This is a genomic window from Parabacteroides sp. AF17-3, assembly GCF_003635445.1.
Lineage (GTDB): Bacteria > Bacteroidota > Bacteroidia > Bacteroidales > Tannerellaceae > Parabacteroides > Parabacteroides goldsteinii.
The window spans coordinates 363,524-379,883 of record NZ_QTMM01000002.1 but is presented as its reverse complement, the minus strand read 5'-3'; the positions used below and the strand labels follow the sequence as shown (position 1 = coordinate 379,883).

The following is a 16,360-nucleotide window of genomic DNA, read 5'->3' as shown; positions in this document are numbered from 1 at the left end:
TATTTAATAACCTGGATTTTGTGTTAACTCCGCATCCAAATTAGCATCGATTACTGATTGTGGAATGGGGAAAAGATTATTCACTTCTCTGACAGTGGCTGCAGAGTTCTCAAAACCGAACCGTTTAGTCCGATCATAAAGGAGGTGCATGCGGCAAAGTGTCATTGTCCGGTATTCTTCTCCTAGTAATTCTCTGGCGCGTTCATCCAGCAAATAGTCGATATCGACTTGTGAGACTTCGACCGGAGTTGCATTAGAACGTTTTCGTACCTCATTTATATCTGCAGCGGCTTTATCTTTCTCTCCTTTTTTTAGATAAGCTTCCGCACGTAAAAGATAAGTTTCTGCTAAACGGAAAACATAAATATCACGGACATATCCATTATCTGGTTTTCCATTGATATGTTTATCAGTTCCGAATTTGAAGAATCGGGGAAAATAGCGGCTCATCGTATCTTCGCGTGTTGTCATCCATTCCTTCTGAATTTCTTCTCCTGGTTTGAGTTTGACTATGAGTTCCGTTCCGTCATGTAATATTACCGGTGTTGAATAGACTGTGTCATAATCAATCTCTATTCCTCCTATAATCGGTTTGGGGGCATAATAATGCCGATTTATATTAGCCTCTGAATTTCGGATATCATTTTCTGCATTTTGCCATATTGTATAAATGGCATAGTTGGTAGGGCGTATTCTGGCGATGCCTCGTCCGGTCCAGTCACGTGCAACTCCGTCGTAGCCGAATTTTGTAGTTGCCCAGAAATTTGGCCAAAAAGCTCTTTCCAGTAACGGCCTGTCATAAATGTTCGTTCCTCCCGGAGTATTGTATTCGAATTGAATCGCCCAAAGGCATTCCAAATTACCATCCTGATAATTTTGATTTCCCATTCTGAAAAGATCCCAGTATACGTCTTTATCGGGTTCGGTGGCACGGGAACCGAAGCGGGACTTCATAAGTTGGTAATTCCCATCTGTTCCGTCCAATACACGTGTAGCCGCCTCGATTGCGCTGTTATAGAAGCTGGAGTCTCCTCCATTATCAGCGAAAGCAATGTAAATCTCAGTTAAAAGATGATCTGCTACTGCCCGGACGATTTGTCCTTTAGAACTTGTTGTGATCGGTAGATATTTCGTGGCAAATACCAGATCTTCTATACAAAACTTGTAAACATCGGTCCGGCTATTTCTCCTAAAATCGAGTTTGGGAGCAGTGACCGGCTCTGTTAGGATTGGGACATCTCCAAAAAGATGAGCAAGGCAACGATAGGCATATGCCCTGAAAAAGCGGATCTCTGCTTGGATTTCTTCTTTTTGCCCTTCCTTATTCCAGCTCACTCTTTCATTCTCAGACTGATGTAGCAACTCGTTGCAATTTTTGACTATAGCAAAACAACGGTTCCACCAATCGCTTACGTAATTGATATTAGGATCTATTTTTAACCAATCGTTGAATGCCAGATCAGAACCGTTTCCACCGGGTAACATGAACGCGTCTGTTCCGACTCCCATCATAGCCCAATCCGCATCTGTATCCGCACTATTGTAAAAAACTCTGACCTGAGCATACATTTGATTTATTCCTGTTTTAAATTGTTCGTAATTTAAAAAGGCATTGTCTATTGTCAGAAAGTCTTCCGGCTCTTCTCTTAAAAAAGCACTATCGTTACATGCTCCTAAAGAAAAAAGGATTGATATTATTGTTACTATTTTTTTCATAATGTTGTCCTTTTAATTAAAATGAAACGTTTAATCCAAAGCTAACGGTTTTAAAGCTGGGGTTTCCTCCTCCGATACGTTGACCGGTTTCCGGGTCCATCCCTGTCCAACCTGTGAAAGTTAACAGGTTCTTGCCACTGACAAATATTTTAGCGTCAGTGAAAACATGTGTTTTCTCCAGTATTCTCGGATTGAATGTGTAACTTAAAGATATGTCTTGCAAACGTACAAAAGCTCTTGACTGATAAAACCCGTATTTATAATTTTGTTGAAGATAGTTTACCCGGGGAACAGTATTTGACGGAGTCTCAGGAGTCCAGTATTCTTTATCCAGCCAATTACAGCTGGTTCCTGTTGTATTGGGGACAAAAGCAACTGCGTTATTCTGTATGTAATAATTATTTTTTCCGCCTCCGGCAATCCAGTCGATAGCAAAAAACAGTTGGAAGTTCTTATATGTTAACGTATTCTTTAGGTTTACCGTGAAGTTGGGCTTTGTATAACCAATGATGGATTTATCCTCTGCGTCGATCTTACCGTCCTCATTCAAATCCTTGAACTTCACGTCACCGGGTTTCATATTATATTTTTCCTGATATTCTATATCGTCTGTTTGTACGATACCATCGAAAGTATAGTCATATACGGCTCCCAACGACTTCCCAATAAACCAGCTGTTCTCGATATCGTCGTCCTCTTTGCCATCTTTGTTCGAATCAATTCCGTAAAGCGATTTAATCTTATTACGGTTAAGCCAGAATGAAACAGATGTATTCCATTGAAAGTCCTTTGTCTCGATGTTCACGGAATGTAAACCTATTTCCAGTCCCCAATTTGCTACTTTTCCCAGATTGTCGAAAATGGAAGTGTATCCGCTGGTGGAGGGCAGACGGCGCTTAACCAGCAGGTTAGTCGTATTAGAATTGTAGTATTCTATGTTACCGGTCAACCTGTCATTAAATAAGCCGAAGTCGGTACCGACATTAAACGCATTTGTTTTTTCCCATCCCAATGTCTTGTTGGCCAACGAACTTTGATATTGGCTTTTGACATACTTAGTACCAAAGATATAAGCACCAATGCCCACTTTGGGGAAAGTTTCATAATTCTTGATGGACGGATTTCCGTTTTCTCCATATGACAGACGGAGCTTCAGGTAACTCAGAATACTATTTTGAAGGAATTCTTCTTCCGAAAGAGTCCATGCTAAGGCTGCTGATTTGAAATTTCCGTATTTATGTCCTTCTGCAAAAGCGGAGAAACCATCTCGACGGAAACTAGCAGAAACATGGTATCTGTTGCGCCAGACATAATTGATACGCCCCAGATAGGCCAGTGAGGACGATTGCGTTTTCCAAGTATCGATTGCTCTTTTATCGGCAGCCCCCAATTCCAACGAATTATAGCCTAGTACAGTCGTTCCTGCTTCCGAAAAGTCACGTGCCGTAGCGTGGACACCATCTTCGTGCGACCGTTGTCGTTCGGACATGAATGTCAGGTCGATCCGGTGTTCTCCAAATGTGTGATTATAGTTTAGGATCTGATTCAATAGCCAACTGTTGCCGTTCGTGTCTTTTTTATATCCGTTAGCATCTTTCAGAAACTGGGAAGGGTTCAGGATTTCCGATTCCTTGATAGTTTGCACGTAATAGTTTTCATGATAGAAACGACCTTCCTTTTTTTGGCTCAGATTATAGCTTCCGTTGATACGCCAGCTTAGTCCTTCGATCCAAGGTAGCCGAATCTCCAGATAGGCTTTGCCGTCGAAGTTATTCCGTTTGTCCATATCGTCTATATTGTGTGTATCCATTAACGGATTACCCCAGGATGTGTTACCGCCGGGAAATACTTCCAGCCAGTCTTCATGCCCGGCAAAAGTAGAGTTCATGAATCCCCACGGACTGATGAAAGTCGCAGTGTAAGCGCTGGCATTCATACCGGAATAGTCCTGTATATTGCCGGAAAGATTTATTCCTATTTTAGCCCATTTGAATACATTGACATCCATTTTAGCCAGAAAAGAGGCTTTATTATATTTATCGCCAACAATTATTCCTTTTTGATCTAAATAATTGGCAGATACATAATAATTAATTTTGTCATTCGCCCCGGAAACGCTTAACTGATAGTTCTGAGTCGGTGCATATTGTGTTACTTCGTCAAACCAGTCGATTTCGGATCCTGCCTGATAGGCTTCGTATTCTTTCGGTAATAATATATATTCGAGTCCTAAATCGACACCTGATGCCCCGCTGGCAATTGCCTGATCTTTTCTGAACTGATTATATTTTTCTCCATTCATCATTTTAGGTTTGCGTGTCCATGACTGGATGCCATAATATGCGTTCAGGTTTAAATGAGGTTTATCAGTTTTTCCACGTTTCGTTGTTACAATAATAACTCCGTTTGCGGCACGTGAACCATATACTGCTGCGGAACTGGCGTCTTTCAGGACATCGATAGTCGCTATGTCCTGTGGGTTCAGTTGTGAAAAACTACCTCCAATAATTCCGTCTACAACCAATAAAGGGGTATTTGAAGCTGAGATAGAATTTTGTCCACGTATATTTAGAGAAGGATCACCACCGGCTGATGATGTCATTCCGATATCGACACCTGGTAAACTTCCTTTCAATGATTCGAGTAGGTTTACTGTTGGTAAAGAAGCGGAAGGAGAATCTTCCAACTTGATAGAAGCAACAGCTCCTGTCAGGTCCTTTTTAGTAGATGTGCCGTAACCGATAGCAACCACTTCGTCTAAAAGTAGAGTGTTTTCGGATAATAAGACATTTATAACTGTTTTGTCAACGACTATTTCTTTTGTTTCCATTCCTACGAATGAAAACTGTAGAATGTCTCCCTTTGCAGCTCGTATAGAATAATTTCCTTCACTATCAGTCATGGTTCCATGACCGGCTCTCTTTTTATTCAAGATGTTCACTCCGGCAAGAGGTCCGATCTTATCCGTGACTTTTCCTGTTACTTGCTGAATGTTTTGAGCGTTGCTGGCTAATGTGCACAACAACAACCCTAAGAAGATTAAAATTCGGTTCATAGTATTATTTTTTAGGTGCATATTTGTATTATTTCTTTACAGCTTTTAAAGCTTTTGTGTATGTCTCTTCCATGCTTACGGGCTTTCCTCTTTGTCGTATACTCTCGTTCGCAGCTTCCATGAAAGTGTATATTTCAATTGTTTCAGCTTTGTCGACAGGGGGGACTTTGGTCTTGAAGAAAGTTAGTATCGATTTAAGCAAATCTGTGTATCCGGTGTATCCTCCGGCTGCAACAACTTGCTTTTCGCAGATGGCAGTTCCGCCATAAGTTTGTACACCTTCCCTTATTCCTCTGTAGGTTCCGATACGTCCGTCTTTCCATACCCCGACTGCTACATCCGTACTTTCGGTTGAGATACAGGATACAGAAGTGCATCCTTGTTTCATGATGGTGAAAAGGATTTCTACTCCGTGAATACCGTACCAATAGAATCCTGCGTGATTGGCTTCGTTTTTACAGATCGAATAGCAATCTGCTCCTATGACTTTTCCTTCGGTTCCCACTCCGGCTCTCAGTTCCTGGTTTTTTGGGGAAAAACGTAGTGCTGAAGAGGAATAGATTGGTACATTATATTTTTCTGCCAATTGGTAGATTGTTAATACATCAGGAAGTGTTGCTGCTATCGGTTTGTCAATAAATAGAGTTTTTCCGCTTTTTATAACTTCTGTTGCCTGTTCCAGATGTAATGTACCATCATTCGTTTCCAGAAAGACACAATCCACTTCCTTAAGCATGTTTGCGATGGATGAACTTATCTTTACTCCATATTTTTTTACTGTTTCCGTATATTCAGGAATACGTTTTGCACTTGATTCTATGTTCCTGGAGCCATAGGGAAATGCTGCAACGACTTTAAAACCTTCAAATTCTGGTTGAGGATTCTTTCCATTGATTAATTCCACGAATGCAGTAGAGTGAGAAGTGTCGAGTCCTATTATCCCTAATCGGATAGTGTATTGTGACCGGACAGGTAATGTTACAATCAATTGAATTAGAATAAATAATAAAAAGTAGTGTTTCATAACAATGATTTTTTAGATTAAACATTCGTTTTCAAATTCCGTTTTTAATAAGCATGCACTATCTTTATCTATATACAACCGGACATTTTCTTTAGTACGAAGAATCGTTGCCGGACATTTTTCATTGACAGGATTATATAAGGTATCATAAATTGCCTGAGATTTTGTCTTTCCCGGAACAATGCAAAACAAATATTGGGCAGACATTAAAATCGGAATAGTAAGAGTTACCGCATGAGTCGGAACTTCTTCGATAGAGTCAAAACAGCCGTCGTGCACTTGCTGTTGCCTGCATTTGAAGTCCAGTTCTACAATTTTAATTTGCTGCTTATCATTAAAATCAGCAACGTGAGGATCATTAAAGGCTATATGTCCATTTTCTCCTATTCCCAGACAAACAATGTCAATCGGATGTTTGCCCAGAAGATTCACGTATTCCTCATATTTGTCGAGTTGTGTATTTTCTCCTTCTGGAATATAATATACATGTTTAAACGAGACTTTCCCAAAAAGGTGTTGTTTTAGATAATTACCGAATTTTTGCGGCGCATTTTCCGGTAGACCTATATATTCATCCATTTGGAAAGCGTTGATTTGCTCCCAAGGGATTGTTTTATCGGCCGTTAAGGCTAATAAAAAATCATTCTGTGAAGGAGCGGCTGCGAATAACATATTGATTTCAGGTTTGATTTGTAACAATTCCTTTATTCGTGCTGTTACATCAGTTGCAACCCTGATTCCCATAGATTGCCTGTCTGAGAAACTCAGAACATCTAACTTGTTTTCTTTGAATTTAAACATGATTGTTAACCTTTATTCTTTATATAGATTTTACATACGGATTTCCAGTCAGTAATTTTATAACCGGTCGTAGCATACCAAATCAAGTAAATAAAACATGGAATTAAAACCCAGTACCCTTTTTGCAAAGAGGTGATATCTGCTAATTTCCCATAGATGAGGGGAAGTATAGCATTTCCGCATAGAGCCATAACGAGTAGAGATGCTCCCATCTTTGTGAAGCGCCCCAAATCACGGATTGCATGTGGCCAAATCCCTGCATAGATCAATGAGTTTGGAAGCCCTAAAGAGGCTAAGAACCAGATAGACAGATTTGCCTTATGTCCGAATAGGCTTACTATTTGATCGGTCCAGAGCACTCCGAAAGAAAGAATCAACCCTGATACCGTACAAAATATGAGCGCATTTTTTTGTGAAACTATTTTAGGAATGAAAAGTATGCCGAAAACGTATCCTATAATTGTTGTACCTAATGTATAAGACGGAAAAAATTTAGCATCCAGTAAACTGACTCCCATTGAACCTGCATAAGGGATAATTGTATCGATTGCAATCACTTGCGTACCCACATGCAGAAATAATGCTATCACTCCTAATATTAAATAAGGAAATTGGAAAATCGATGTTTTATTTTGGTTCAGATTTTCTATCCGTTCGTTTTCCTGTTCAGGATTGATATCCGGTAATGAGGAATAATTAATAAATATACCTATTCCCAAAAGAATAATACCCAGTATGGTATATGGCCATATAACTCCACGTATTAATTCATTTAGTACCATTTCTTTGGCATCTTCCGAAACCAGTCCTTCTTCTAATGAACGGATTATTTCCTGACTGGAATGAAGGACAACAGCGGCAAAAATGAGAGGAGAAATGATTCCGGCAAACTTATTACAAATACCCATAACACTGATTCTGCGGGCGGCACTCTCTATTGGTCCTATTATTGTAATATACGGATTTGCTGCAGCCTGTAAAATCGAAAGTCCGGTTCCCATGATAAAAAGTCCTGTCAGGAAAATGCCATATATCCGTCCTAGTGCGGCAGGCACAAACAAAAAGGCCCCACATGACAAACAGATAAAACCGAACATCATCCCTCTTTTATAGCCGGTACTTTTTAAGAGGTAAGCGACAGGGATCGACATTACCAGATAAGCTATATAAAAGGCAAAAGTGACAAAATAAGACTGAAAATTTGTAAGTTCGCATGCGATCTTAAAATAAGGTATCAGAATTGAGTTTACCCATGATACGAAACCGATGATAAAAAATACGATTCCGATGATGGCTATTCCCAGGAAAACTTGCTTTTTTTCGGTTAACTGATTGTGATTTGACATATTGCTATCTGTTTAATATTAGAATCAAATGTTATATTTTTTCTTTGTATTGAAATTCACAGTTCCATTTTCCATCCTTTCTCATATGTTCTGCCCCAATATTTATAAGCGATTTGTCGATCTTGTATATGACCGTTTTCTAGTGAAGTTTCCAGCCGGCTTGCTGATCGTTGGGCAATGTTTCCCAATTGAACTAAAAGAGTACTTTTATGTCCTGATACTATATCCGAATTCAGTTTTTCTCCTTTGGTGATACCATTAAAGAAATTTTGAATATGAATAGCATCCAATTGTTCTCCAGGATTCATACGGTTGAGGGGATTGACTGTGTTTTTACTGTTTACTTCTTTGATTATTTTATTCTTCAAATCCATAATTTTGTAGGAATTGCCTCCGTCAATAAATAAATTAGCCTTATCTCCGTAAAAAATGGCTCCAACCGGGCATCCTTCAAGGGCATAAGAGTTACAACTGTGCCCTTCCCACATCATGGACTTTTTACCATCGAAATCAAAATTGATAACCTGGGTGTCGGGTGTTTCCCAATCATCTCGGTAATAATACCGACCACCTGTCGATTGTACAGCTGTCGGATAATCGACCTCCATACCCCACCGTAAAAGGTCGACCATATGGGTACCGTTATTCAATGCTTCTCCGGTACCCCATTTCCAAATCCAGTGCCAGTTATAGTGTACAATATTATCCTTGTAGGCAGAACGAGGGGCAGGTCCCTGCCATAAGTCCCAATCCAGCCACTCGGGAACAGCGCATTCTTTTCCTGTTCCTATCGGTGCACGGTTTGTCGAATACCAAGCTCTTCCGAAATGAACATTTCCTATTGTTCCGGCTTTTATCTCTTCAATGGCTTCTACTACATTAGGCCACGACCGTCGCTGGTTTCCCATTTGAACCACTTTATTATATTTTTGTACAGCTTGTATCAATATCTCTCCTTCTTCGGGAGCATAACTACAAGGTTTTTCTAAATAAACATGTTTGCCGGCTTTTATTGCTAGTAAAGCAGCAGGTGCATGCCAATGATCGGGAGTTGCTATGACAATAGCATCTAATCCTTTATTTTCAAGCATGATGCGTAAATCTTTGTCTCCTTTGGGTTTTGAGCCGGTTATCTGTTCTACTTCGTAGATACATTTATTAAGTGCTCTTGAGTCGACATCGCAAATATGACTTACGTTACAATTAGTCTGTTTTGCGAAATTTTTGGATAAAGCCAAACCGCGAGAGTTTACTCCGACCATTCCCACTGTGATCCGGTCGTTTGCTCCGATAATATTAGCATAACTTTTTGGAGTGAATCCTGGTAGTATTCCTCCTAAAGAAAGCATTGTCGTGCTTGCAATTGTTTTTTTCAAAAAACTACGTCTTGTTATCATGGTAATAATTATTTTATGAAATCTGATTAGGCAAATGTAGATATATAAATAGTGCATTTTTCTCCATATTGCGAAATAGAATCTTCAAAATGCGTCAAAATATACGTCGATTGAATGACGCTATCCGATAGGCTAAATCCGGTAAACCGTCTGTCCGTTTATAATAGTTCGTGAGATTCTGATCTGATCGTTGAATAAAAGAATATCAGCGGTTTTACCTACTTCTAAAGAACCGATAGTATCTTCCATACGAAGGATCCGGGCTGGTGTTGCGGTTATCATTTTTACTGCATCTGTCAGGGGGATTTCTGCTAGTTGGACCATTGTCCGGACCAACCGGTCTGCTGTGGCGACACTACCCGCAAAAGCACTTCTGTCAAGCAGTTTGGCTACGCCTTCTTCTACTATAACGGTCTGACCTTCTCTCAAGCTTCCTAATTTGTATTCGCCTTCAGGCATTCCTGCACCACGCATAGAATCGGTAATCAGGGCTATCCTATCCGGGCCTTTGAATTTGTGGATGAGTTGCAGTAAATATTTGGGCAGGTGAATGCCGTCTGCGATGATTTCGACATCCATCTTATCTATCAGGAATGCAGCTTCTACGGCACCTGCATAGCGAAGGGTATTACGGCGGGTAACGGTTTGCATTCCCGAATAAAGATGTGTCATCAGGCTGTACCCAGCTTTATGGGCTTCTATAATATCTTCACAGATAGCGTCGGTGTGGCCGACGGAAGGGATTATCTGTTTTTTACTCAATAGTTTACCCAGTTCAAGAGCTCCTTCGAGTTCTGGTGCGATACTCCAACGGATGATATCATCTGTGGCACTCAGTATCTTAGTGTAATGTTCCGGTATCGGAACTTTTAGGTTGGTAGGGTCCTGGGCTCCGCGTTGGTTGTAGGAGAAGTAGGGACCTTCCAGATGAAGGCCCAGAAATTTTGCACCAGTTGTATTTTGTTTTTTTGCTTGTCGGTAAATTTCAAAAGTATTGAAAAGTTCTTCATCTGGACAAGTCAATGTTGTAGGTAGTAAAGCCGTGGTTCCATAGCGGGCATGTGTTTTGGCGACAGTTAGGTAGGCTTTAACCGTACCGTCCATAAAATCGGCTCCTCCGGCTCCGTGCGTATGTAAATCAATGAATCCGGGTGAAATGTATTGGTGTGCGGCATCAATGATCTCATCTGAATCGTTTAGAGTAGGGAGACCTTTATCGATTGCGGCTATTTTCCCGTTTTCAATGATGATATAACCGTCTTCCAGGATGCTGTCCGGTAGGATTAATTTCCCATTGGTTATGATTTTACGTGTTACCTCGTTTTCGTGTGATACTGATATTGTTCCCATAATAATACAAGTTTAATGTTCAAACAATACAAAGTAAGTATAAAGAATCTTCTATTATGTGGTTGATTGCGAAATAAAATCCTCAAAAAACGAACAATTCCGGATGGGGCTCATTTGATTTCATTTATTTTTAGGGGTAAAGTGTTTCCTGTATTGGAAGGGAGTCATTTCTTTTGTCTTAATAAAAATCCGGGAAATATTCTTGTAGTCTGTGAAACCTGATTTAGCTGCCGCTTCTACCAGCGGAAGGTCGGTTGTAATTAATAAATCGGCAAATTTCTCTATGCGGAGTTCCTGGAGATACTGGTATATAGAGGTACCGGTCTCTTTTTTAAATTTTTTCTCCAGAACACGCCTTGAGAAAGGAACCATTTGAATGAGATCGTCTATTGACAAGGAATTTTGGTAGTTATTGTCGATATAGTGCAGTATCTGTCCGATGTATTTATCGGATACGGCAAAACGTTCGGTTGAGGCACGGGGAACAATTCGTACAGGTTTGATGATAATATCGACGGGCGAAACGATCTTTTTCTCAATGAACTGGTGGAGTAGTTTGCCAGCCTCATATCCTCCATTCTCAATATCCAGTTCAATAGATGATAGTTGTGGGGCCGAGATATTGCATAGCAGTTTGTCGTTGTCTACTCCCAGTACGGCTATGTCTTCCGGGATGTTAATATCATACATCTTACATACCTCAGTGATCTGCAAGGCGTAATGATCGTCACAGGCAAAGAGGGCGATCGGCTTAGGAAGGCTCAGCAACCATTTGCTTACCTGCTCGACATCGAAATTCCACTTTTCACTTTGAATCTGTTTCCTGTTATCGAAGTCGTATACCTGATAGCCCTTGCCGGTTACGGCTTTCTTAAATCCTTCTCCCCGCTCACGTCCCCAAACTGTATCCATCAGGCCATAGTAGGCAAATGATTTGTACCCTTTGTGCAGGAAAAAATTAGCTGCCATAACTCCTGTGCCGAAATAGTCTCCGGTCAGGTTGGATATGCCCGGACTTCGTTCTTTATAATTTTGGACAATAATAGGTATGTTCAATTGATTCAGGACAGACAAGTCGATATCCGTAAACTGCGCGATGATAGCATCTGCTCCCCATTTCTTTGCCCATTCAACGACACCTTCGTCACCGTAAAGCTCCCGGAAATACAAAGGCATGCGGTAAAAGGCCCAAGGGCCGACTTCCCTTGCGTATCTGACAACATTTTCGAGTAGCGACCTACCGTATCCACTTGAAAAATCGGTTAACAGGAGTATCTTGATCATATCCGGGTGTTTTTAGAAACTCGCTTTCTCCGGCTCCGGTGCCACATACGTTAATATCTGGCCGCTCAGTTGGAGGAGGGAGATTTCGCAGAGTTTGGTCGAATATTCGGCGATGGATTGCCGTTCTTCGGCTTCCAGCAAGCTGATCTGGGCTTCACGCAATTCGATGCCGGATAATTCACCCAGTTTGTAACGGTCTATTGCGATGCGATGGTTTTCGAGGGCGACAATTACGTTTTCCTTTTCCAGGCTCCACAGGTCGAGGTTGTTTCGGTAAGCCATCCACAGATTACTCATGTCGGCACGGAGGCCCAGTTCCAGTTCCTGCTTTTTCAGCTGGCTGTTTTCTATCTGGATGCGGGCGTTGCGCCGTTCGCGGCGGCGGTTGAAACCGTCGAACAGGTTTAATCCGACAGTCAGTCCGTAATTTAATCCTAGGCGCTGTTGCAGGTCGGTTGCTCCCACTTCGTACCAGTTGGCTGTGTAGCCATAGCCGGCATTCAGCTTCACATACGGGTAGTCACGGCTTTTTACTTTCTTGTAATCCAACTCGGAGAGTGTCTGATTCTTCTGGGCGATCAGCAGGGAGGCGTTCGAAGCCAACGTGCTTTGCCAGAGATCTACTTCGTCCAGGAATATGTTCGGGCGTATCACCGAATCTTTTAAGGCGATCTGTTCGTCGATATTATCCAATGCCATCAGCTCGTTCAGCCGGATACGGGAGGTGTGGACGACCTCCAACTGGTTCAGCACGTTTGAACTGTCGGCGTTGAAGTCGACCTGCGCCTGTTGCAGGTCCATTCGCGAACCGGAACCGATATGGTAGCGTTCTTCTGCGATGCGGACACGTTCACGGGAAAGGTCCAGGGAAGAACGCAGGTTGCGCAGACGGATATACTGGCGGATCATATTATAATATTCGCCGGAAAGCGTAGCGACAAAATCTTCTATCGTCAGGCGGGTATCCAGTTCACCCATTTTTTTCAGTTCTTTCAGGCGGGCGTATTCGGCCTGGATGCCGAAACCGTCGAATACCGTCCAGTTTACGTTCAATCCGATATTCCCCGTTTCACTGTTCACACCGTTTTCCTTTTCGGTCGTACCGTCAGATAGTTTGTTACGGTTATTGTTGACCGTACCACTGAATCCGCCGCTTAAATCTATTGTAGGCAGATAACCGGCGTTGCCTTGTGTGGCGTTATTATCGCTGATCAGTTGCTCGTTACGTATGATACGGATGGAATAATTCCGTTCCAATCCGGTTTCGATGCATTGTTTCAGGCTGTACACCTCCTGCGCTTTTGCACCTAAAGCCGCAGAAACAGCCAGTATCGTTATCAGGATTCTTCTCATATCTTTTTTGCTCTGTCTGTTGATATAAAACTATACATGGCGGGGACGATGAACAAGGTCAGGAAGGTGGAAACCAACATACCGCCGACAACGGCAACACCCATCGCAATACGTCCCTGCGCCCCTTCGCCACTGGCATATACCAGCGGAACCAATCCGAGGATCGTAGACACACTGGTCATCAGGATCGGACGCAGACGTTGTGTGGATGCCGAACGGATCGCTTCGGCCATACTCAATCCTGCCTCCTGACGCTGGTTGGCAAACTCCACGATCAGGATACCGTTCTTCGCCACCAGACCGATCAGCATGATTATACCGATCTGACTGAATATATTCATCGTGATACCCGAATAACTCATAAACATCAAGGCCCCTGCAATAGCCAACGGCACGGTGAACATCACCACCAGCGGGTCTTTGAAACTCTCGAACTGGGCGGCGAGTACCAGATAGATCATCAGCAACGCCAGGATCATGGCGAACATCAGACTAGAAGAACTCTCACGGAATTCCTTCGACTCGCCGGAAAGGGCGGTACGGAAACTGCCGTCGAGCGTCTCAGCCGCAATACGGTCCATTTCGTCTAGGCCGTCGCCGATGGTATAGCCTTTGTTCAGACCGCTGGATACCGTCGCCGAAACGAAACGGTTATAACGGTATAGCTGGGGCGGTGCCACGTCTTCAAGCAATGACACCATATTGTCCAGCTGGATCATCGAACCGTTGTCGCTGCGTACGTAAATCGACTTCAGGTCGAGCGGCGTGTTACGCTGCTGGCGGTTGATTTCGCCTAATATCTGGTATTGTTTACCGTTCATATAGAAATACCCCATGCGCTGCCCGCTCAGTGCATACTGCAATGTCTGGGCGATGTTGCGGGTGCTGACGCCCAGCGAAGAAGCCTTGTCGCGATCGATCTCGATGCGCGTTTCCGGCTTGGTGAATTTCAGGTTCACGTCCGCCATCTGGAATATAGGGCTTTCGTTGACCTTTTGCATGAAGGTCGGCAAGTGTTCCGCCAGTTTTTCCAGGCTGGGAGCTTGTAGTACATACTGTACCGGCATACCTCCGCGGCGTCCTCCGAAGGTGGACTGCTGTTGAACGAATGCACGTGCCTGAGTCTCTTTTCTCACGGCAGCCGATAGTTTTTCGGCTATTTCCATCTGTGAGCGTTCGCGTTCTTTGATGTCCGGCAGAATTACACTGATATTGGCATTGCTGCTGGAAGCACGGTTCGTCAGGAATTTGCGTTCGGGTGCAATGGAATCGGCCAGTTCGGCTATCCGGTCGGAATAATCGCGGATGAACTCGAAGGTGGCCCCCTCCTGGGCACGCATATTGATGGAGATGGAAGAGCGGTCTTCCAGCGGTGACAATTCGGAACGGATCGTTTTCCAGAAATATCCGATCGAACCGAACATGACAACCACGATCGGAATAGCCCACCATTTATGGCTCAGGAAATAATTGAGCGACCGGGAGTAAATAGTATTCAATCCTTCAAAGAAAGGTTCGGTCTTTACATACAGCCAGTTCTTCTTTTCCCGCTTGCGCAGTAATTTGGTGGCAAGCATCGGCGTGAAGGTCAGGGCGACAAACGAAGAGATCGTCACAGAACCGGCGATCACAATACTGAACTCCTTGAACAACCGGCCGGTCATCCCCTCCATAAATACGATCGGAAGGAATACGGATACCAGCGTAACGGTCGTTGAGATTACCGCAAAAAAGATTTCCTTCGAACCTTCGATACCCGCCTCTTTCGGATTCATCCCTTGTTCGATGCGGACATATATATTCTCGGCCACCACGATAGCGTCGTCTACCACCAGGCCGACCGAGAGCACGACTGCCAACATGGTCAATACGTTGATGGAGAAACCGGAGATATACATCACGAAGAAGGCGCCGACCAAGGATACCGGGATCACCACGCAAGGCACCAGCGTAACACGCCAGTCGCGCAGGAACAGGAAGATGATCAACACAACCAGCGCCAGCGCCACATAAATCGTCTCTTCCACCTCGTAGATGGAGGCACGGATAAAACGAGTATTGTCGTAGATCATTTCTATCGACACATCTTCGGGAAGGTCTTTCTTTAACTGTTCGATACGGTTGTAGGCCTCGTCGGCAATCTCGATATGATTCGCTCCCGGCTGGGGAACGATTACGCAGATAACCATCGGCTCACCGTTTTTACGCAGGATACTGCGCAAGTCTTCCGGGGCCAGTTCCGCCCGCCCGACATCTTTAAAGCGGACGATATTGTTTCCGTCTTCTTTGACAATCAGGTCGTCAAACTCTTTTGCCGTATGCATCAGTCCCAGTGTACGGATAGACAGGTCGATCGTATTCCCCTCGATACTGCCGGAGGGCAACTCCACGTTTTCCGCATCAACCGCGTTTTTCACGTCCAAAGGAGTAACCCCGTAACCCGCCATCTTGATCGGGTCGAGCCACAGGCGCATGGAGTAACGTTTTTGTCCCCAGATATCCACACCGCTCACATTCGAGATCGTTTGCAAACGTTCTTTCACCGTCAGTTCGGCGATTTCACTCAGTTCCATCAGCGAACGCCTGTTGCTCTGTACGCCGATCTGCATGATAGGGGTAGCATCGGCGTCGGCCTTCGATACGGTGGGAGGGTCGCAGTCGCGCGGCAGATAGCGTTGTGCACGCGACACCTTGTCGCGCACGTCGTTGGCAGCCGTTTCCATATCCACCGACAGTTCAAATTCGACGGTGATACGGCTGCTACCCTGGCTACTGACACTGCTCAACGAACGGATACCCGGTATACCGTTGATATTTTGCTCCAACGGCTCCGTGATCTGGTTCATGATAACCTCGGCATTCGCTCCCGGATAGGATACGTTGACCGAGATAATAGGCTGGTCCACACTGGGGAACTCGCGAACCCCCAGGAACTTGTAGCCGATCATACCGAACAGCAGGATGACAAGCATCATTACCGTCGAAAGTACCGGCCTGTTTATACTGGTTTCCGATATATTTGCCATAGGGGAAT

Annotated in this window: 10 protein-coding genes; all 10 read right to left on the bottom strand. The window is 43.6% G+C overall.

Annotated features, from left to right (window positions below; translation table 11 throughout):
• Positions 1–3: 3 nt before the first annotated feature.
• Positions 4–1,716: a RagB/SusD family nutrient uptake outer membrane protein gene (locus DWW91_RS03765; protein WP_122326991.1), complete on the bottom strand. Its 1,713-nt coding sequence runs from the start codon at positions 1,714–1,716 to the stop codon at positions 4–6.
• Between the two features lie 16 nt (positions 1,717–1,732).
• A complete protein-coding gene (locus DWW91_RS03760) occupies positions 1,733–4,771 on the bottom strand; it encodes a TonB-dependent receptor (RefSeq protein WP_158599429.1) in 3,039 nt (1,012 codons plus the stop codon).
• A gap of 28 nt (positions 4,772–4,799) precedes the next feature.
• On the bottom strand, positions 4,800–5,795 hold the full coding sequence (locus DWW91_RS03755; RefSeq protein WP_010800982.1) for a Gfo/Idh/MocA family protein: 996 nt from the start codon (positions 5,793–5,795) through the stop codon (positions 4,800–4,802).
• 12 nt (positions 5,796–5,807) lie between these two features.
• Positions 5,808–6,596, bottom strand: coding sequence for a 6-phosphogluconolactonase (locus DWW91_RS03750; RefSeq protein ID WP_010800981.1), 789 nt, complete (start codon positions 6,594–6,596; stop codon positions 5,808–5,810).
• 5 nt (positions 6,597–6,601) lie between these two features.
• Positions 6,602–7,942 (bottom strand): sugar MFS transporter, encoded by a 1,341-nt coding sequence (locus DWW91_RS03745; RefSeq protein WP_122326989.1) that lies wholly within the window; start codon positions 7,940–7,942, stop codon positions 6,602–6,604.
• Positions 7,943–7,998: 56 nt separating this feature from the next.
• Positions 7,999–9,339, bottom strand: a complete 1,341-nt coding sequence (locus DWW91_RS03740) for a Gfo/Idh/MocA family protein (protein ID WP_122326988.1) — start codon at positions 9,337–9,339, stop codon at positions 7,999–8,001.
• 132 nt (positions 9,340–9,471) lie between these two features.
• A complete protein-coding gene (gene nagA, locus DWW91_RS03735; RefSeq protein WP_010800978.1) occupies positions 9,472–10,689 on the bottom strand; it encodes an N-acetylglucosamine-6-phosphate deacetylase in 1,218 nt (405 codons plus the stop codon).
• Positions 10,690–10,809: 120 nt separating this feature from the next.
• A complete protein-coding gene (locus DWW91_RS03730; protein WP_010800977.1) occupies positions 10,810–11,973 on the bottom strand; it encodes a DNA-binding transcriptional regulator in 1,164 nt (387 codons plus the stop codon).
• Positions 11,974–11,985: 12 nt separating this feature from the next.
• Positions 11,986–13,326 carry a TolC family protein gene (locus tag DWW91_RS03725; RefSeq protein ID WP_009860148.1) on the bottom strand — a complete coding sequence of 447 codons (1,341 nt, stop codon included), beginning with the start codon at positions 13,324–13,326 and terminating at the stop codon, positions 11,986–11,988.
• The gene (locus DWW91_RS03720; RefSeq protein WP_010800975.1) at positions 13,323–16,352 is read right to left on the bottom strand and encodes an efflux RND transporter permease subunit; all 3,030 of its coding nucleotides are present in this window, start codon (positions 16,350–16,352) and stop codon (positions 13,323–13,325) included. The genes DWW91_RS03725 and DWW91_RS03720 overlap by 4 nt, the downstream gene beginning before the upstream one ends.
• Positions 16,353–16,360: the final 8 nt, after the last annotated feature.